General features: G+C 58.0%; 14 protein-coding genes. 7 read left to right on the forward strand and 7 right to left on the reverse strand.

Translation table 11 applies throughout. The features are described 5' to 3' along the window. Positions 1 to 31: 31 nt before the first annotated feature. On the reverse strand, positions 32 to 3,394 hold the full coding sequence (locus BLQ12_RS20720; protein ID WP_175469979.1) for a UvrD-helicase domain-containing protein: 3,363 nt from the start codon (positions 3,392 to 3,394) through the stop codon (positions 32 to 34). A gap of 411 nt (positions 3,395 to 3,805) precedes the next feature. On the opposite strand from BLQ12_RS20720, the gene BLQ12_RS20725 reads away from it, so the two are divergent. From BLQ12_RS20725 to BLQ12_RS20755, 6 genes are all read left to right on the forward strand, one after another. Next, positions 3,806 to 4,009 carry a hypothetical protein gene (locus tag BLQ12_RS20725; RefSeq protein WP_092213701.1) on the forward strand — a complete coding sequence of 68 codons (204 nt, stop codon included), beginning with the start codon at positions 3,806 to 3,808 and terminating at the stop codon, positions 4,007 to 4,009. Positions 4,010 to 4,403: 394 nt separating this feature from the next. Then, a complete protein-coding gene (locus tag BLQ12_RS20730) occupies positions 4,404 to 5,210 on the forward strand; it encodes a hypothetical protein (RefSeq protein WP_139164057.1) in 807 nt (268 codons plus the stop codon). Positions 5,211 to 5,232: 22 nt separating this feature from the next. Then, positions 5,233 to 6,339, forward strand: coding sequence for a conjugal transfer protein TraF (locus tag BLQ12_RS20735; RefSeq protein ID WP_139164058.1), 1,107 nt, complete (start codon positions 5,233 to 5,235; stop codon positions 6,337 to 6,339). Between the two features lie 607 nt (positions 6,340 to 6,946). Further along, a complete protein-coding gene (locus BLQ12_RS20745; protein WP_092213709.1) occupies positions 6,947 to 7,765 on the forward strand; it encodes an EF-hand domain-containing protein in 819 nt (272 codons plus the stop codon). A 32-nt stretch (positions 7,766 to 7,797) separates the two neighbouring features. After that, the gene (traF, locus tag BLQ12_RS20750; protein WP_092213711.1) at positions 7,798 to 8,895 is read left to right on the forward strand and encodes a conjugal transfer protein TraF; all 1,098 of its coding nucleotides are present in this window, start codon (positions 7,798 to 7,800) and stop codon (positions 8,893 to 8,895) included. 290 nt (positions 8,896 to 9,185) lie between these two features. Further along, complete coding sequence (locus BLQ12_RS20755; RefSeq protein WP_092213713.1) at positions 9,186 to 11,354, forward strand: acetate--CoA ligase family protein; 2,169 nt, start codon at positions 9,186 to 9,188, stop codon at positions 11,352 to 11,354. A 353-nt stretch (positions 11,355 to 11,707) separates the two neighbouring features. Here BLQ12_RS20755 and BLQ12_RS20760 read toward each other — a convergent pair whose 3' ends face one another. Beyond that, positions 11,708 to 12,517: a pterin-binding domain-containing protein gene (locus tag BLQ12_RS20760; RefSeq protein ID WP_092213715.1), complete on the reverse strand. Its 810-nt coding sequence runs from the start codon at positions 12,515 to 12,517 to the stop codon at positions 11,708 to 11,710. A 402-nt stretch (positions 12,518 to 12,919) separates the two neighbouring features. Here BLQ12_RS20760 and BLQ12_RS20765 point away from each other — a divergent pair, with 402 nt between their 5' ends. After that, complete coding sequence (locus tag BLQ12_RS20765; protein WP_092213718.1) at positions 12,920 to 13,378, forward strand: hypothetical protein; 459 nt, start codon at positions 12,920 to 12,922, stop codon at positions 13,376 to 13,378. 103 nt (positions 13,379 to 13,481) lie between these two features. Here BLQ12_RS20765 and BLQ12_RS20770 read toward each other — a convergent pair whose 3' ends face one another. The 5 genes from BLQ12_RS20770 to BLQ12_RS20790 all read right to left on the reverse strand — a co-directional run bounded on the left by BLQ12_RS20770 (position 13,482) and on the right by BLQ12_RS20790 (position 18,449). Further along, positions 13,482 to 14,189 (reverse strand): ABC transporter ATP-binding protein, encoded by a 708-nt coding sequence (locus BLQ12_RS20770; RefSeq protein ID WP_092213720.1) that lies wholly within the window; start codon positions 14,187 to 14,189, stop codon positions 13,482 to 13,484. Continuing rightward, positions 14,182 to 14,979, reverse strand: a complete 798-nt coding sequence (locus tag BLQ12_RS20775) for an ABC transporter ATP-binding protein (protein ID WP_092213723.1) — start codon at positions 14,977 to 14,979, stop codon at positions 14,182 to 14,184. The genes BLQ12_RS20770 and BLQ12_RS20775 overlap by 8 nt, the downstream gene beginning before the upstream one ends. Position 14,980: 1 nt before the next feature. Next, positions 14,981 to 16,234 (reverse strand): ABC transporter permease subunit, encoded by a 1,254-nt coding sequence (locus BLQ12_RS20780; RefSeq protein WP_092213725.1) that lies wholly within the window; start codon positions 16,232 to 16,234, stop codon positions 14,981 to 14,983. 65 nt (positions 16,235 to 16,299) lie between these two features. Beyond that, positions 16,300 to 17,208: a branched-chain amino acid ABC transporter permease gene (locus BLQ12_RS20785; RefSeq protein WP_217640367.1), complete on the reverse strand. Its 909-nt coding sequence runs from the start codon at positions 17,206 to 17,208 to the stop codon at positions 16,300 to 16,302. Positions 17,209 to 17,318: 110 nt separating this feature from the next. Beyond that, entirely contained in the window at positions 17,319 to 18,449 is a 1,131-nt protein-coding gene (locus tag BLQ12_RS20790; protein ID WP_092213727.1) for a branched-chain amino acid ABC transporter substrate-binding protein, read from the reverse strand. Between the last annotated feature and the right edge of the window lie 87 nt (positions 18,450 to 18,536).

Genomic DNA, 18,536 nt, shown 5'->3' on the forward strand with positions numbered 1-18,536 from the left:
TTTTTTATTTTCTGCTAAGGGCAGGGCGGTATCAAAACAGGGACATCTGCACCGGGCCCTGGGCTTTTGCGGGCGCGATGCTGCGTTTTTTGCTCTGCTTCAGGTGTTCTTCGATGTCGGAGAGGTAGGGTGAGGGAGCGCATTCCACGGGTTCTCCAAAGCGGAGGCGTTTGGCCGCGTGGGTGAGAAAGAGGCGCTCCTTGGCCCGCGTCATGGCCACATAAAAGAGGCGGCGCTCCTCATCAAGGTCGGCAGGGTCTCCGTAGGCGGGCTCAAAGGGCAGGTTCCCCGCCTCGCAGCCTGCAATGAAGACCACCGGGAATTCAAGGCCCTTGGACGCGTGAAGGGTGAGGATGCTCACTTTTTCGGCTTTCATGGCCAGGGTGTCCTGTTCCGTTGCCAGGGCGGCCTGGGCGAGGAATTTGGCTGTGGTGCCCCGGGTTCCGAAGGCCTCGGCCTGGCCCAAAAAGGATTGCATGGCATCGGCGAGGGTCTCGTCTTCCTGCATGCTCCGGGTGACATCGGACAATTTTTCCAGCAGGCAGTGGATCTGCGTCGCAGGCGCGTCGGTTCCGCATGCCATCCGAAGTTTCAGGATGGCTCCGAGAACGGCCAGCATCGTCTCCCGATCACTGCACCAGGTATCGCTGAGCAGATAGGGGTTGGCGATGAGATCGGCGATTCCCAGCTGCTGCCCGTCGTTGGAGACGGGGGGGTAAAGGGGAAAAGTCACGGTTTTGCCTGAGAGTAGGGGAAGACCGGCCTCAAGGTCCATGAGGCTGCCGCAGCCTGTGGCAAGTTTTAAGGTGGCAACGAACCGGTGCATAACAGGATGGTCGAAGGGCCCGCTTTTGGCCGTGACGGCACAGGGGATTCCGGCCGCCGAGAGCCGTGAGGCGATCTCCACACCGTGGGCATGGGTGCGTGTGAGCACGGCCATATCGCCGAAACTAAGGTCCACGGCATTGTCGACGGCTCCGCCGAAATCCATGGAGTGGAACCCGATGCCCCCGATGAGTTGTTCCACCTGTTTTCCGATGGCCACGGCTTCCTCCTCGCCGCTCCGGCAGGGCAGGATGGTGATATGTTTTGCCCCGTCGATATCGGAGACGACCTTCTCCTTGTCGCCCAGAACACTCCCTGATGCCGCCAGAATGGTTTTGCTGGAACGATAGTTTCGGGTCAGGGTGATGCGGGTGGCCTCCGGCTGGTCGGAGACAAAGCGGTGGAAGTAGTGGGCCGAGGAGCCTCGGAATCCGTAAATGGCCTGGTCCGGGTCGCCGATGACGCAGATGGCATGGCCCGCCGGGGCCAGCAGCTGCGTGAGTCGGTACTGGGCGTGGTTCAGGTCCTGGTATTCATCGATGAAGATGTGCGCAAACCGGGTGGTAAGTTCTTCCTGAAAGGCCGGGTCCGATTCCAGGGCCCGGACCAGTCTGAAAATCAGTCCTTCAAAATCCAGGAGCCCGTTTCGTTTCAGGAGCTGCTCGTAGGCGCTGTAGCATCGCCTGAACAGATCGGCATGGATCTCCGTGACCCTGGACAGGTCGTCATCCGGGGCGATGAGCAGCTGCCGGGCCCGTTCGATGAGACGGCTGAGATGGCCGGGGCGCATGGCTTTGCGCTCTTCTGCCGACAGGGAAACAAGCAGGGTCTCCTTGAGCAGGCGTTTTCTCGCCGCATCATCGGCGATGGCGATGGGGTCCTTTTCCCTGTGGCTTAAAAGGTCCAGGGCCAGGGCGTGGAAGGTGCAGGCCAGGGGAATCCGCTGGCCGACGAGCCCTTCAAGCCGTTCGGCCATCTCCCGTGCGGCGCGGTTGGTAAAGGTAATGGCAAGGATGGCGTCCGGGTCGATACCGGTTTCAACCAGCCGTGCGATGCGCCGGGTAATGGTGTGGGTTTTTCCCGTTCCCGGGCCTGCCACGATGAGAAGAGGGCTCGGAGGGTGATGGACAGCCTCCTCCTGCAGGGCGTTGAGGCCCTTTGCCGGTGTGGCGGGGGACTCATTCTTTTTTTCGTTTTTTTTTACCGCCGGGGGGATGGGCTTGTCTTCGGCCTTTGGTTCACTGATACGATCAGCAGGCGGTGCCTTGGGAACCTGAAAAAGAAGGGTCTGGCCGGGAAGTTCCGCCTTGTCGTCTTCGGAAAAGACTTTGACGACACCGTATTCTCCGTCGTATCCCCCTTCGAGGACCACCTCGCGCTGCCTGACCCGCGTGATCGCTTCGCCGAGCAGGGGGATTCCGGCCGAAGAGAGCTCCTCCCGGGAGCGGTCCCGGAGGATGGCAAGCTCCGGGCCCAGTTTGGTGACCAGACCGGCGAGCTGGGTCTGTACCTTTTTAGACTTCGGACCCACGGAAAAGATCTCCGAGAGAATTTCTTCCAGGGGGATCAGGCTCTCAAATCCGGGGTGCCGGGGGGCCACGGCTGAGGCCGCCTCTTCGGACCGGTCGGCAAGGGCCAGGACCCGGTGCAGGACACCTAAGGTAAGGGGTTTTCCGCACACCGGACACAGGTCTCCCAGGGCCAGTGATTCGTTGGGCTCCAGGCTGACCCCGCATTTGCGGTGACCGTCCATGTGGTACTTGCCCTCTTCCGGGAAAAACTCCAGGGTCCCTTCGAAGCCGGGGTTCCCTTCGGCTTTCAGGGCATGGAAGATGGCGTCGTAGGCGCGTTCCGTCGTAAAGATGTTGGCCTCACGGGCCAGCTTGGCAGGCGAATGGGCATCGGAGTTGGAGATGAGGGTGATCCCGTCCAGCATGGAGACGCGGCGGTTCATGGGGGGATCCGAGGAGAGGCCGGTTTCCCCTGCAAAGATATGGTCACTTAAATCCCCGAAACAGGCTGATACGGAGTCAAAACCGGATTTCGAGCCAAGCATGGAGAACCAGGGCGTCCAGATGTGGGCGGGGATGAGCACCCCGTTGGCATCGGTCTCCAGGACAATCTCCAGAAGGTCCCGTGCATCAAGGCCAAGGATGGGGCGGCCGTCGGAGGTGATGTTGCCGATGGCGGAGAGTTTTTTGTTGAAGGCTTTGGCCGAGTCGATGCTCGGAAAGAAGACGAGGTTGTGGTTTTTCCGGGTGGCCCCGTCTTTTTTGTAGATGCAGCTGATCTCTGAGGAGAGCATGTAGTGGAGCCCCCCTGAGATGGTGCCCGGCAGCCCCTGGGCAGAGGCCTCAATCAAATCGGGCCTCAGGGTGAAGAGGCCGCTGTCCGTGGGGACAAGTTTCTCCTCGATTTCAGCCATCCAGGCCGGATGGGTGAAATCTCCGGTGCCCAGAAGATCAATGCCTTTCAGGCGAGCATGGCGGTAAAGGGTTTCAAGGTCCAGGTCCCGTGAGGTGGCTCGGGAATACTTTGAGTGGATATGAAGATCGGCGATAAACGGCATAATTCTCCCCGCAGGTGGTTCATTCGTTGCGCACATCATAGTGCAGGCACGGGCCAAAGGTCCACAGGAATATCCGGGCCCGCGTGGGGCAGGGGGCGCGGGCAGGCAGGCAGCCGGGTGTATTTCCATGGTCGCCGAAGGATATGACTTTTTACCCCCGGGCGACGGATGGATATGAGCTAAATCTGTTTTACCACCCGGGGTAAAAGGTTGTAACAGGTGTAAAAAATCCTGTATGGCCCTTGAATCAAGGGCTTTGGGTTTCCCGGGATGGCCTGGGGAATTCTCCCGGATTTTTAATGGGATTAACTTATATACGGGACGTGCAATATCTCATATGATGCCTCTTGAGTGGTAATCTGTATGGCTGCAGCGGTTTAATCGTTTTAAAAGGTAAGGGGGGAGGAAGCTATGCCTGGTTTGGATCAAAGAGAAAAAATGGCACAGGAAGACCGGATGAATCGTCTGGCTTCTAAACAGGAGCAATACCACATCTCACGTCAGCTCGCCGAGTATATCGATATGCTCGAAACACACCTCATTGAAATGGACGAGAGAGTGGCTTCCCTGGAGACGATGCTCGGACTGAGAGGTCTGGAGCCCCCGCAGTACTAAGCCGCATATCCCGACAAAAGCATCAAAGGCCCCGCATGGAAACATGCGGGGCCTTTTTTTTGTGTGCCGGCCCGCGTCTGTTCATTATTGAAAAAAATGGGCCGCTCCTGCAGAGAGGGTTGGTTGGTGTGATCCTTCACGCGAATTCCCCCGAAAGAGTCCTTATCACGATAGCCTCCATGCATTATTTAGCCATCCCCTGACTAAAGAATACCCCACGCCATGACGAATAGGGAATATATCGACTGCTGACACGTTTGTTTCCGACAGGGTAACGGCTCTGGTTTGATCGGGCCGCGCTCCGGTGCCGTAGATGCATGTCGATTCGACGGGTGTGCCCCGCTCCGGGACGCCCTAAGGTTTTAACCGTTTTTATTCGTTACTGAGGGGATCTATGCAATCAATCTGTACTGGTAAATCGGCTGCTCCGTTGCGTGTGGCAATGGTGCTGCTTTGTCTTTTTTGTTTCTCTGCCCTGACGGTGGGTTGCGATGATGAATCGAGCCGGGCGTCCAAGCTGGAAGAGGCACGGATGGCCATTGACGACGGCAATTACAGTAAAGCCATCACTCTTTTGGACGGCATGGTCGGAACAGACGTCCTTGAGGTCCTTGCCTCGGCCCATGCCGGACTGGCCGGTATCGATACCTTTGAGATTTTGAAGCAGGTGGATGACGGGGGCTCGGGGGACGGGAGCATCGATCTTATCGGAAAGATGCTGGGGACAGGGGACAATGAAATCCTGACGGCCGCGGATATTGAGACCAAGCTCTCCGAAATCGACCTTGCCAAGTCCATCCTCCTGGACTCCGTAGGGGGACAGGCCGCAAAACTTGATGACGACGGAAAAGTCAAGCTGGCCATTTACGGGCTCACCGATGTGGTGCTCGTGATGGGCAAGGTGATCTCCTCAAAGGGCGGCAACAACGACGTGACCCTCACCGAAGAGGCCATCCGGGCCCTGGGGGGAGGGTTTGTGGCTGCGGATATCACGGGATTGACCCTGGGGGACGGTGTGGATCCCATGGTTCAGCTCAACGAGGACTTGGACGCCGTTGAAGCAGGTATCACGGCCCTGGGGACAGGCATTGAGAACAACGACCTGGGCGAAGAGTTTGACGCATTTTTGAAGAAGATCGACACCAGTAGCGACGGGTATGTCAGCGCAACGGAATTTGTGACGTACCTCAACACGATTTAAAAAGGCCCCAGGCACAACGGAGATGATGATGGTTTCAAAGATGTATGCAAAAATGGTTTTTTTGGTGGCGGCTGTTCTTCTTCTGGCCTCCTCGGGCTGGGCCGAACCCTACCGTGCCATGAATATGGGGGCGCGGCCCCTGGGCATGGGGGGGGCTTTTACCGCCGTGGCCGATGATCAAAACGCCATCGACTACAACCCGGCGGGGCTGAGCCGGGCCCGGAATTTTGGCATGGGCATCCTCAACCCCCTGGTGGAGGCCTCGGAGGACAGCTATGACCTCTACAATGATTTTGACGACATCGACGAGAACGACACGGCGGAGGTGACCGAGCTGCTGAGGAAATACGTGGGGGAGAACCACCACGTGAAGCTGGCTGCCGACCTGTATGCGGGGTTCCGTATGGGCAATGCCGGGGTGATGGTGGCAGGTGTCGCTCGGGGCTATGCGGACATGGCCATTCGAAACCCCACCTACCCGGAACTTCACCTCACCTCGGATATCGACTACGGCGGGCAGGTGGGGATTGGCTACGAACTGGCCATGATACCGGGCCTGAGCATCGGGGTGGGGGTGAAAGCCCTGAGCCGGAAAAGCATTGATGAAGTCTACACGGCCGTGGACATTGCCGACGATGATTTCGAAGATACCCTGGAAGATGACCAGAAGGACGGCAACGACGCTTCCTTTGACCTGGGCATGATCTGGAGCGGCGAAATCGAAGGGCTGACCCGTGTGAGCCTTGGCCTTGCCGGAATCAACATCAAAGAGATGGATTTTGGAGACGCACGGGACCAGGAAACCCAGTACAATGCCGGGGTGGCTTTTACCCAGAGCTTTTTCGGGTGCACCCTGACCGAAGCCTTTGACTATCACGACATCACCGACAACCTGGCGGAAGACGACTCCACCGAAAAGAAGCTCCACATGGGGGCTGAGTTGAAATTTCCCATGTTGCTGGCCATTCGGGGCGGTCTCTCCCAGGGATATTACACGGCCGGGGCCACCGTGGATTTTAAGGTGCTGCGTTTTGATGTGGCCACCTACGGCGAAGAGATGGGGGCCTACGCCGGACAGAAAGAGGATCGCCGATATGTGGCCCAGGTCTCCATGGGGTGGAGCTGGTAGCATGTCGAGGCCATGGGGCATGCCCCATGGATTCTTGTGATGATGGAAAAGCGGGGTTGCCTGGGGCGGCCCCGTTTTTTTTTTGCCTCCGGCGGCCGCCCTGCCGGGGGCTAATCTTTTGCCTGATCTTATAAGGACGGGTTTAACAAACAGGTTTTAAAAGCAGATTCAGTTTAATCTGAATCAAAGGCGAATGTGATTTTCCCTGAGGATCGAAGGGGAAAACGCATTCGCAACCTGCTTTCAAGGTGGCACACCTTGCCGCCGGAGGCACGCTTTTGTTTTTTCTGTGGTTAATCCGACTTTAACCATAGAAGGCATCGCCCTGGGGTCTCCTGTGTAATGACTTGCTTTTAAAGGGATGGTCTTGGATAATAGAGATCTATTCCATGGATATGCCCACGGCAGTGATGGACGTAACTCGTGCGGCATCGATATCTGCATATCTGAAAGGGCCCGCCTGTTTCTCTCCCCTGATCCACGAGGCCCGCATCAACAATTCCCATGTCCTGCATTTTCCCTGCGTCATTGGCTTGGCCGTTTGCCGGCATACCGAGGCGTTCTTTTTGGGCATTTCCCCTTTGTGACCGCAGTCAAGGGAGGGCAGATGAAATCATCAACCCATACCACTCTACCCATCGCAGCGCACCGCATTTTGGTGGTGGTCTGTGCACTGCTTCTGATGCTCTTTGCAGTGGGTTGCGATGACGACGAAGATAATTTTGAGTCCCAACTCGAAGAGGCGAAAATTGCCGTTGACGATGCCAACTACGACCGGGCCATCTCTATCCTGACGGGTCTGGAACAGACACCGGAGGTCCTGGATAACCTGTCCACGGCGTATGCGGGCAAAGCAGGGGTCGAAAGCTTTGAGATTTTCAGCGGGGTGGATACCGGGGACTCCGACGGAAACGACGGCAGCATCGATCTCTTCGGCAGAATGCTGGGCAGTGGCGAGCAGGGCCTGCTCGCCTGTGCAGAGATCAGCTCCAGGCTTTCCCTGATGGATCAGGCCATCACCGCATTGATCCGGTCCGGTGGCTCCGAGGCCGGCTTGAGCACAAACGGGAAGGTAAAGCTCGGGATCTACGGGCTCACCGATACGGTGCTGCTCCTGGGCCAGATTCTGTGCCGGAACTACGGGGATCGCTTTACGCCGCCCGGTTTCGTGGGGCTCACCGAGGCCTGGGTGAAGGAGGCCAGGGACCTGATCGCAGGGGATTTCGTCACCATTGATATCACCTCAGAGGAGCTTGCCCAGATCAACCGGGATGTGGGGTATGTCCGCCAGGCCATACCGGCCCTGGGGGAGGGCAACGCCCTTGGTGAAGAGTTCGACGAATTCATTCGGGAGATCGATACAAGTGGCGACGGTTCCATCTCTTTTATCGAGCTCATCGATTATTTAAACGGGTTGGGGGATTGACGGCACCGGCACGTACACCCAAGGAGAATTTCATGCTCAAGGCGACTTACGCAATGCTGTGTGTGTGCGCTGTGCTGTGTCTTCTGGCGTCCACCGGGCAGTCCGAACCGTATCGGTCGTTTCATATGGGCGTCCGTCCCCTGGGGATGGGGGGCGCCTTTACCGCCGTGGCCGACGACCAGAATGCCATGGACTACAACCCCGCAGGCCTCAGCCGTACCGAAGGGGTGGGGGTGGGAATCCTGAACCCCATGGTGGTGGCCTCTGAAGACACCTACGACCTGATTAGCGACTACGACGACATCGACCAGAACGATGTGGCCGAGGTGATCGAGCTGTTGAAAAAGTACGTGGGGGAGAACCACCACATTACCCTGGCCGCTGATGTCTATGCGGGGTTTCGGCTGGGGAACGTCGGCGTGATGGTGGCAGGTGTCGGCAGGGGGGGGGCGGACTTGACCATCCGAAACCCTGTCTACCCTGTGCTCAGCGTTGTGTCCGATGTGGATTATGGCGGACAGGCAGGGGTGGGGTATGCCCTCCCCCATGTGCCGGGCTTGAGCCTCGGGGTCGGTGTCAAGGCCCTGAACCGCAGCAGCATCGATGAGACGTACACGGCGGCAGATATCGCCGACGATGATTTTGAGGATACCCTCGATGACGACCAGGTGGATGGCACCGATGCCTCCTTTGACCTGGGCATGATCTGGAGCCGGGAGATCGAAGGGGTGACCCGGGTCAGCCTAGGCCTTGCCGGTATCAACATCCGGGAGATGGACTTCGGGGATGCCCGTGATCAGGAGTCCCAGTACAATGCGGGGGTGGCCTTTACGCAGCGTTTTTTCGGCTTTGCTCTGACCGAGGCTTTCGACTACCACGACATCACGGATAACCTTACGGGGGACGGCTCCACGGAGAAGAAACTCCATATGGGCGCTGAACTCGAATTTCCCATCCTCCTGGCCCTTCGCGCCGGTCTTTCACAGGGGTATTACACGGCCGGAGCCACCGTGGATTTTTCCTTCCTTCGCCTTGATGTGGCCACCTACGGAGAAGAGATCGGCGTCTACGGCGGACAGAAAGAGGATCGGCGGTATGCGGCCCAGCTCTCCCTGGGGTGGAGCTGGTAGAGCTGTGTAACAAAACATGACGCGGAGCTGCTTCAGGGCAGCTCCGCGTTTGTGTGTGGGATTCGTGCGTGCATCCCTTGCAGGGAACTGTTTGACATGTTCATTTAAAAGGGGTTTACTGCATACGAAGATTTTGCGTTTCCTTGTTTTCTTGCCACCTGCTAGGTGTTTTTTGTTCTGCGCCGGAAAGGGAAAGGGCCGGACAATGCCGCTGGGTGGTTGTCGTTGCTTTGATGATCAAAGGTTTCTTTCCGATTTGAACATCAACCCACAGCCAAGGAGGTCGACCCATGGGACACAGTCTGGACGCCATCTTTTCACCTCAATCCATTGCCGTTCTCGGCACGTCCACCACCAAGGGGAAGGTGGGCCACGATATCTTCAGCAACATTCTGCACGGAGGGTTCCAGGGGACACTTTATCCGGTGAACCCGAAGGCGAAATCCATCTTAAGTGTCCGTTGCTACGAGTCGATCCTTACCATCCCCGATCCCATTGATCTGGCCCTGATTATCCTGCCGCCCCTGGCAGCCCTGAAGGCCATTGAGGAGTGCGTCATTAAAAAGGTCAAGGGGGTGGTGATCATCTCCGCCGGCTTTAAAGAGGTGGGGGGCGAAGGCCTTGAGGTTGAAGAGAAGATCAAGGTGATCTGCAAGGAGGCCGGGATCCGTATTGTCGGGCCCAACTGCCTGGGGGTGATCAACCCCTCTCCTGTCGTTTCCCTCAATGCCAGTTTTTCTGCACGCATGCCCTCCAAGGGGCACATCTCCTTTATCTCCCAGAGCGGGGCGCTTTGTACGGCGGTCCTCGATTTCGCGGCGGATCGCGGCTTCGGATTTTCCAAGTTTGTCTCCATCGGCAACAAGGCCGACGTGGACGAGCTGGACCTGCTTCGGTATTACCATGCAGACCCTGAAACCCACGTGATCATGATTTATATGGAGGAGCTGGGGCGAAAGGGCAAGGAGTTCATCGATGTGGCCAAGGAGATCACCTCCGGCGACAATCCCACCCCGGTGCTGGTGATCAAGTCGGGACGGTCGGTGGCCGGTGCCGCGGCAGCAGCCTCCCACACAGGCTCCCTGGCCGGATCGGATGCCGTGTATGACGCCCTGTTTGCTGAAGCCGGGGTGATCCGTTGTGAATCGGTGAATGAGCTGTTTGACCTGGCCCAGGGGTTTTCTCCCCGGAAATATCCCACCGGGCGAAACATCGCCATTGTCACCAACGCAGGGGGGCCGGGGATCATCGCCACGGACATGACTGAAAACGCGGGCATGAACCTTGCTGAATTCAGCGAGGAGACCGTGGAAGAGTTGAAGCGCCACCTGCCGCCCACGGCCAATTTCAACAACCCGGTGGACGTCATCGGGGATGCCGCCCGGGATCGTTACGAAAATGCCCTGACCACGGTGATCAGCGACGAAGGCGTGGACGGCGCCTTGATTATCCTTACCCCCCAGTCCATGACCGACGCCATCGGGACGGCCACGGCCATCTCTGAGATCTCACGGCGGACTTTAAAACCCATCACCTGCGCCTTTATGGGGGTGGTGGACGTCTCCCCGGGCGTAAAAATCCTCCAGAAGGCCGGGGTGCCGGTGTACGATTTCCCCGAAAATGCCGCCAAGGTCCTTGGAAAACTCCACCTGGCCCATTGCTGGTTGAGTCGCCGGGTTCTGCCCCAGTACAAGCTGGAGTTTGATTCGGAAAGGGCCGGGGCCATCATCCGGGGTCACCTGGACAACGGCCACACCCTCCTGGGCGAGTACGAGGCAAGCCGTATCCTTCAGTGTTACGGTCTCAGGACCCTGGACATGGAGATCGCCACCTCGGCGTCGGAGGCCGTGGACATCGCCCGGCGCATCGGGTACCCCGTGGTGATGAAGATCGTGTCGCCGGATATCCTCCATAAATCCGACGCCAAAGGGGTCCGGGTGGGGATTCGGGAGCCCGCAGAGGTGGAGTCCACCTACGCCGATATTCTGGCCTGTGCCGCGGATTACAAGGAAGATGCCCGCATCAGCGGGGTCCTGGTTCAGCAGATGGCCCTGCCCGGTGATGAGTTGATCCTGGGCACGAAGCAGGATGAACAGTTCGGTCCCATGGTGATGTTCGGCTTTGGCGGAATTTTTGTGGAGCTTTTCAGGGATGTGGTGTTCCGGGTCGCACCCTTTGGTCGAAATACCGCACGCCGCATGATCAAGAGCATCCGGGCCTATCCCCTGCTGACCGGGTTCCGGGGCAAGCCCGTTGCCGACATCGAGGAGGTTGAAATGTGCCTGGTTCGCGTGGCGACGATGGTGTCCGAGAATCCGGAGATCCGGGAGCTGGATATCAACCCGCTCCTGGTGCACCCCAAGGGCAAGGGCGCCACCGTGGCCGATATCGTCCTGCGTCTCAAGGACCTCGCAGAGCCCGCATGCGAATGTGACGAGGCAGACGCATCCGAAGCATAAAGGGCTTTGGACCAAGCAGTTGATACCATAACAAACGCCGTGGGGTGATCTCCACGGCGTTTGTTTTTCCACTCAGGCCCGACCGATGTGCCCAACCTCATCCTCTAACCCGGATATTTCACGAGTCGAGTGCACCCATATTCAAGGCATCAGAGCTGCAGATGTAGTGGTTTACCTCAAAGCTCTGATAACGCAGAAGATGGGTGCACTCGGCTCGCCCGAAGGGTGAGAAAATCAAACAGCAAACGTCGATTTACATTTTGCATTTTCGAAATAGCTGACATTTTTATTGCAGCCATCCGAAATAATGGCATTTTCCTTTTGGCTGGTTGCTTTCTCATGAAATATCCGGGCTAAGGTGTCTCAGTGGGCAGGGCTTCCCAGGAGAAGGGGAGGCCTCCGGTGAGGAGGTTGGCGGCGTGGACGGCGCGAAGGCTCTCTTTTCGGTTGGTGTTCATGAGGATGTAATCCAGGCCGGCCTCGGCCAGCAGGGGGATGTAGGTGTGTTCCATGAGCCGTCGTTTTGCTTCCGGGACCTTGCCGCTGGTGAGGTTGGAGAGGCCGGCCATGCTCTGGACGGGCCTGCCCGCAAGCTCGTCCAGCGCCCGCAGGGTGCGGATCACCTCAAGGGCCTGGAAAGCGCCTTCATCCCAGAGCAGGGGGACCACCACCGGGTCCACGATGAGCCGGTCCAGAAGGTGAGCACCCCTTGCCGCCACAGCCGTGAAAAGGGCGGCGGCCACCTGCAGGCGCCCGTCCTGAGCCGTGGGGACCGCCCCTGCTTCTGTGAGCAGGTACCCCACAAAGTGGGCCTGTTCATGCGCCACCATCAGGGGAAGAAAGGCGTCCAGGCGCCTGGGCTGAAGGGAGAAGCCGTTGACATGGATGTCCGGGTGGCCCGTGTCCAGGGCCTGACGTGCGGCCTCGGCATGGGGCGAATCGATGAACAGGGGCAGGGGGGTGACACTTCGCACCACATCCAGAAGGTAAGGTATCACCGTGGGGTCCTGGGTGCCCATGGGCCCGATATTCAAATCGATGGCATGGATTCCCGAGGCCACACATTTCGTAATGGCGGTGATGATGGGCGGGGCGTCTTTTCGGGTAACGGCCCCGTGAAGGCTCGGGTGGATCAGTTGGACGTTGTCGGAGACGATACGCATGGTGGACCCTTTTTACATGGGTGGGCGTAAAAACGGCAACGGCATCCCGGATTCGTGCGGAAAGTCGGGACCCATTCCTGAATTCAAGGGGAGATATCGTGGGATTCTCCCGGGAACATTTCCGGGGCCGCCGTTCCCTTGGGGGGAATTCCTATAAAAATGATGAATTGCATCTATAGACAAAGCATCACCTCCAAAATATTATGAACCCCACGTCGAAGTAAACATATGTTACGGCAAAGAACGCAGTCTGTTTGGAACGTCTCATCCTCTGATACTCCAAGACTCCTGTCAACAGTGATTTTTACAACCATATCGGCGGATAGGCCCGGGTTCAACTCTGCAGCGATCTTCGCCTCACCTCACCCGAAATCAGTAATGTACAGATCATGGAGGTCTATTATGTTGGAGCAGAAGGAACGTCGTCTGGATGTCACCATGTGCCATCGATGCCTCATGCGTCAGAAAGCTGAAAAAGCACTTCAGGGTGGACTGCTTGACAAAAGGGCGCCTCGTGGGCTGGCCTGGCTTTCCGATGGCGTGTATGCGGTGATTCCTGAAAAGGCGCCCCAGATCTGCCAGGTGCTATCCATCAGCCATGGCTCCATGAGTTTCTTCTACTTCGGCGACCCGTCCCTGGAACCGGGGCTTCTGTCCAGTGCGGAGATCGTGGTGACCGGCCGCGGTTTCCTGGCCGACAACCTTCCCTTTAAAGTGGTCTCCGATACCCCCCTGGATGAGAGGGGGTCGGGAAAGTCGGGCAAGCGCCTGTGCAAGGTCCGCTTCCTTGCCCTGAACGAGGCCTCAAAGACCCAGGTTGACCATGTGATCAGTCTAAAAGAGGTGGTGTCTATCCAGTAGGGCGGAGGGGTTTATGACTGAAATAAAAAAGGGGCGTTTCCACCGGCGGGTACGGTGGAAACGCCCCTTCGCTTTTTTGGGGGGGGGGTGAAAAGGAAGCGTGTCAGATGCCCAGGTACGCTTTTTTTACCTCTTCATTGGCCAGCAGGTTCTCGGCGGTGTCCGAGAGGGTGACCACCCCGTTTTCCATGACATAGCCTCTGTGTGCGGATTTCAAGGCGAGGTTGGCGTTCTGCTCCACAAGGAAGATGGTGGTGCCGCTCTCCTTGTTGATGCGGGTGATGATGTCAAAAATCTGGCGGATGATCAGGGGGGCAAGGCCCAGGGAGGGCTCGTCCAGCAGCAGGAGACGCGGGCGGGCCATCAGGGCCCGTGAGATGGCAAGCATCTGCTGTTCGCCCCCGGAGAGGGTACCGCCGGCCTGGTGCCGCCGCTCCTTGAGGATGGGGAAGAGGTCCATGACGTACTCAAGGTCCTGCTGGACGCCCTCTTTGTCTTCCCGGAGGTACGCTCCCATGTCGAGGTTTTCAAGGATGCTCAGGTGGGGAAAGATACGTCGCCCCTCAGGTACCTGGCACAGGCCCATCTTCACGATTTTCTCAGGGCTCATGGCGTGGATGGGGACCCCGTCGAAGGTGATCTCGCCGGAGCGGGGGGGCACCACCCCGGAGATGGACATGAGGGTGGTGGTTTTTCCGGCCCCGTTGGCGCCGATGAGGGTGATGATCTCTCCCTCGTTGATCTCGATGGAGAGGTCCTTGAGGGCCTGGATGTTCCCGTAAAATGTGTTCACCTTGGTGAGTTTAAGCATCGACCACCTCTTCTCCGAGATATGCCTTGATGACGGCGGGGTTGTTCTTGATGTCCACGGGGGTGCCGGTGGCGATCCTGCTTCCGTAGTCCATGACGTAGATGCGTTCGGAAAGGTTCATGACCAGCTTCATGTCGTGCTCGATGAGGAGAATGGTGATGCCTTCTTTGTCCCGGATTCTTCGTATGAGGGTATCCAGCTCCTGGGTCTCCTGGGGGTTCATGCCCGCGGCGGGCTCGTCAAGGAGCAGGAGAACGGGATCCGTGGCCATGGCCCGGGCAATCTCCAGGCGCCGCTGGGCGCCGTAGGGCAGGTTCTTGGCAAACTCGTTGGCCCATTCTGCCAGGTCCACTTTTTTAAGGAGTTGGTAGGCGTCGTCGATGATCTGTTTCTCTTCCCTGCGGGCCGAGGGCATCCGGGTCAGGGCACTGAAGATGCCTGCGTTGGTTCGGATGTGCCGGCCGATCATGACGTTCTCCAACACCGTCATGTTCTGGAAGAGGCGGATGTTCTGAAAGGTCCGGGTCATGCCGAGGGCGGCAATGCGGTTGGGTTTGACGCCGTTTAAGCGGGTGAGCCGTCCGTCTCCGTCCCCCAGGAAGACGTCCCCTCCGGTGGGGGTGTAGATGCCTGTCACGCAGTTGAAAAACGTGGTTTTACCAGCGCCGTTGGGGCCGATGAGGGCGACGATTTCGCCTCTGTTGATGGTCAGGTCCACATGGTTCAGGGCGCGGAGGCCTCCGAAATCCATGGTGAGCTGTTTGACGTCCAGAATCGTTTCGGTGGTCATGTTAATCCCGCCCTCCCCTGTCAATCTTGTAAACCTTGCGCACGTTGGCGATAATTCCCTGTGGGCGGAAGATCATCATCACCACCATGCTGGCGCCGAAGAGCAGCATGCGGTAATCGCCTACTCCCCTGAGGTATTCGGGCAGGAGGATGAGGATCAGGGCTCCGATAATGACACCCAGGATGGACCCCATGCCCCCCAGAACCACGATGGACAGGATGATGGCTGATTCCATGAAGGTGAAACTCTGGGGGTTGATGAAGCCTGTTTTTGCGGCAAAAAGTACGCCGGCCATGCCTGCGAAAAAAGCGCTCAGGGCAAAGGCGGTGAGCTTGGTGCGGGTGATGTTGATGCCCATGGCCTGGGAGGCGATTTCGTCTTCACGCATGGCCATGAGCGCCCGTCCGATGCGGGAGTTCTGGAGCCTGTAGGTTGCAAAGACGGTGAGGACGGCAAGGCCCACTGCCAGGTAATAGACATACATGATGCCCTGCTGGGTGGTGAGCTCCAGGCCCATGAGGCCGGGCTTGGGGATCTGGGCGATGCCGCTGGGGCCATGGGTGACGGCGTCCCAGTTCTCCAGGGTAATCCGGGTCATTTCTCCGAAGCCCAGGGTGACGATGGCCAGGTAGTCCCCCCGAAGGCGCAGGACTGGAATGCCCAGGGCGATGCCGAAAAGGGTGGCCAGAATTCCGCCCAGGGGCAGGGCCACCCAGAAACTGACGCCGTAGTACATGTTGAACAGAGCGTAGGTGTAGGCGCCCACGGCGTAAAAGGCCACATAGCCCAGGTGCAGGAGCCCTGCCAGCCCCACGGCGATATTGAGGCCGAGACCCAGGGTAACGTAAAAGAGCGCCGTGGTGAGGATGGTGGCTTGGTACTGGTTCACAAAGGGGAAGAGAAGGGCCACCACGATGAGCAGCCCGTAAAAGGTGCGCTGGATGACGGGGTTGGACTCCCTGATGACCCCGTCTTTGGTGGGGCGCTTCGAAAGGGAGCCCATTTTTATCCGTTTTGCCAGCGGGTTTTCGGTGAAGAGGGCAAGGGTTTTCCTGCCGGACTCTTCATTTTCCTGAAAGTATCGCCAGACAAGGGAGATGACAAAGCTGCCGATGCCGATCATAAACATGTTTCGCCATCGCCAGAAAATGACATTTTCAATGGTGTTGACCTTGAGCACCATGATGGGAAAGGTGAGGAAGATAAACCAGAGGGCGACGATAAGCGATTTTTTTATTTCAGATAACTTGAACATCCTGGGTCCTGTATCCATGGTTGCGGTTCCAAAGGGCGGTCGGGTAACGCGCGCGCCGAGCCTGATCACACCTTCTGGGTCGTGTTGCGCCCGAGGAGGCCGGCGGGCCTGAAAATAAGAATCAGGACCAGCAGGGCAAAGGCGAAGACATCTTCATAGTCGCTGGAGATGTAGCCGGTGGCCAGGCTCTCGGTCATGCCGAGGACCAGCCCTCCCAGGACGGCCCCGGGGATGCTGCCGATCCCTCCGAGGACGGCGGCGGTGAAGGCTTTGATGCCTGCCATGAAGCCGATGTAAAAGTTGATCTGACCCATCTGGCAGGCCACAAGGACCCCGCCGATGGCGGCGAGGCTGGAGCCGATGACAAAGGTAAAGGAGATCACCTTGTTGACCGAGATACCCACAAGCATGGCCATGGTACGGTCCTGGGCGGTGGCCCGCATCGCTTTGCCCATGGTGGTGTATTTGATGATGTAGGTCAGGAGCATCATGATCACAACGGTGGAGACAAGGATCATCAGGGAGGGGGAACCGATGATATGGGAGTAGGGCTCCCAGAAGTCGAATTCGGGGATCAGCTCGGGAAAGGGAAGGAACTTGTCGGTCTGGGCCAGCCGCACGTAGTTCTGGAGAAAGATGGACATACCGATGGCGCTGATGAGCGGGGAGAGCCGCGGGGCTTTCCTCAGGGGCTTGTACGCCACCTTTTCGACGGTGAACCCGTAGGCCGAAGCCCAGATGATGGCAGCCAGGCCTGCCATGATGACGATGGCCAGGTGCGGGAAGCCCAGGACTGTCAGCACGCTGGCAACGATGAGGGCGGTGTAGGCCCCCAGCATGTAAATTTCCCCATGGGCAAAGTTGATCAACTCAATGATCCCGTACACCATGGTGTAACCCAGGGCGATGAGGGCGTATATGCTGCCCTTCACCAAACCTCCCAAAAAGAGTTCCAGAAAATACTCCAGATCCATATTGTCCCTCTCCAGTGGCCCGTGCGTGGCCGGTCCTGCTTTAAGGGGCGGGCTGATGGAAATCAGGCCCGCCCCTGTTTTGTTTTACGGTCAGACGTTCGGGGACCGGCTTAGTTCAGCTCTACGAACTGGCCGTTTTTAACCTGGTACATGGTGAAACCCACACCGATGGGGTCGCCTTTTTCATCGAAACGGATCTTGCCGAGGGGGGTGTCCACATCCTCGGTCCTGAGGGCCTTGACAACGGCGTCGTAGTCGGTGGAACCGGCTTTTTCAACGGCATTGAGGATGGCCAGGGTAGCGGCATAGGCTTCCAGGTAGAAGGCACCGGGGTCTTCGCCAAAGGCTTTGAGGTGCTGCTCCTTGGCCTTGATGGCCAGGGGGTTCTTGGAATAATCCATGGGGCCGGAAACGTAGACGCCTTCGGCATCTTTGCCGGCCACCTTGATGAAGGTCTCGTCCTTCAGGCCGTCGGCGCCGACAAAAAGGGATTTTACTTTCTTTTTGTTCATCTGGCGGATGATCTTGGAGGCATCGGAGTGGTAGCCGCCCCAGATGACGACGTCGGCACGGGATCGCTTGACCTTCTGGACGATGGGGCCGAAGCTTACGGACCCTGAGGTCACACCTTCAAAGAGAACCACCTCGGCCTTGGGGCTGGCCTTGACAAATTCCCTGGCGAGGATGGCAGCGCCTTTGCCGTAGTCGCCCTTGTCATGGAGGATGGCGATTTTTTTTGCGCCGAGGGTTTCAATGACGAATTTGACCTGGAGCTCTGCCTGCACCTTGTCGTGGGCGATGGTGCGGAAAAAGTTGGGGTAGTCGCCGCTGACGGTCAGGTCCGGGGCGGTGGCGGAAGGGGAGATGCAGACAAGACCGGCGCCGTTGTAGATCCCGAGGGCCGCCTTGGTTGCGCCGCTGCAGATGTGGCCGAGGACAATGTCCACGCCGCTGGTGACGAGCTTGGTGGCGGTGCTGGTGGCCACTTCGGGTTTGCACACGTCGTCTTCGGTGATCATTTCAACCTGTTTTCCGAGGACACCGCCAGCGGCGTTGATGTCGGCAACGACAAACCGGGCGGCGTTCACCGTGGGAAGACCGTAGGAGGCGAGGTCCCCACTGTGGGCGCCTGCGACACCAAGCTTGATGGTGTCAGCGGCAAACACCTGGCCAGCTGTGAGACACAGCGCGAACAATACCGACAATACCGTAGCGGTGAAAGAAATATAAAACCGTTTCATGAGTCTCCCTTTTAAATTGGAATTGAGTGAAAAACCGAATTAAATTTGCAAAACAACACCAAATCGTGCACCCTTGTGTTTTCTTGT

Source organism: Desulfoluna spongiiphila, from assembly GCF_900101345.1.
Lineage (GTDB): Bacteria > Desulfobacterota > Desulfobacteria > Desulfobacterales > Desulfolunaceae > Desulfoluna > Desulfoluna spongiiphila.

Coding starts and splice junctions, on each gene's coding strand:
- BLQ12_RS20720 (WP_175469979.1), bottom strand. CDS start 3,394: ATGCCGTTTATCGCCGATCTTCATATCCACTCAAAGTATTCCCGAGCC.
- BLQ12_RS20725 (WP_092213701.1), top strand. CDS start 3,806: ATGCCTGGTTTGGATCAAAGAGAAAAAATGGCACAGGAAGACCGGATG.
- BLQ12_RS20730 (WP_139164057.1), top strand. CDS start 4,404: ATGCAATCAATCTGTACTGGTAAATCGGCTGCTCCGTTGCGTGTGGCA.
- BLQ12_RS20735 (WP_139164058.1), top strand. CDS start 5,233: ATGATGATGGTTTCAAAGATGTATGCAAAAATGGTTTTTTTGGTGGCG.
- BLQ12_RS20745 (WP_092213709.1), top strand. CDS start 6,947: ATGAAATCATCAACCCATACCACTCTACCCATCGCAGCGCACCGCATT.
- traF (WP_092213711.1), top strand. CDS start 7,798: ATGCTCAAGGCGACTTACGCAATGCTGTGTGTGTGCGCTGTGCTGTGT.
- BLQ12_RS20755 (WP_092213713.1), top strand. CDS start 9,186: ATGGGACACAGTCTGGACGCCATCTTTTCACCTCAATCCATTGCCGTT.
- BLQ12_RS20760 (WP_092213715.1), bottom strand. CDS start 12,517: ATGCGTATCGTCTCCGACAACGTCCAACTGATCCACCCGAGCCTTCAC.
- BLQ12_RS20765 (WP_092213718.1), top strand. CDS start 12,920: ATGTTGGAGCAGAAGGAACGTCGTCTGGATGTCACCATGTGCCATCGA.
- BLQ12_RS20770 (WP_092213720.1), bottom strand. CDS start 14,189: ATGCTTAAACTCACCAAGGTGAACACATTTTACGGGAACATCCAGGCC.
- BLQ12_RS20775 (WP_092213723.1), bottom strand. CDS start 14,979: ATGACCACCGAAACGATTCTGGACGTCAAACAGCTCACCATGGATTTC.
- BLQ12_RS20780 (WP_092213725.1), bottom strand. CDS start 16,234: ATGTTCAAGTTATCTGAAATAAAAAAATCGCTTATCGTCGCCCTCTGG.
- BLQ12_RS20785 (WP_217640367.1), bottom strand. CDS start 17,208: ATGGATCTGGAGTATTTTCTGGAACTCTTTTTGGGAGGTTTGGTGAAG.
- BLQ12_RS20790 (WP_092213727.1), bottom strand. CDS start 18,449: ATGAAACGGTTTTATATTTCTTTCACCGCTACGGTATTGTCGGTATTG.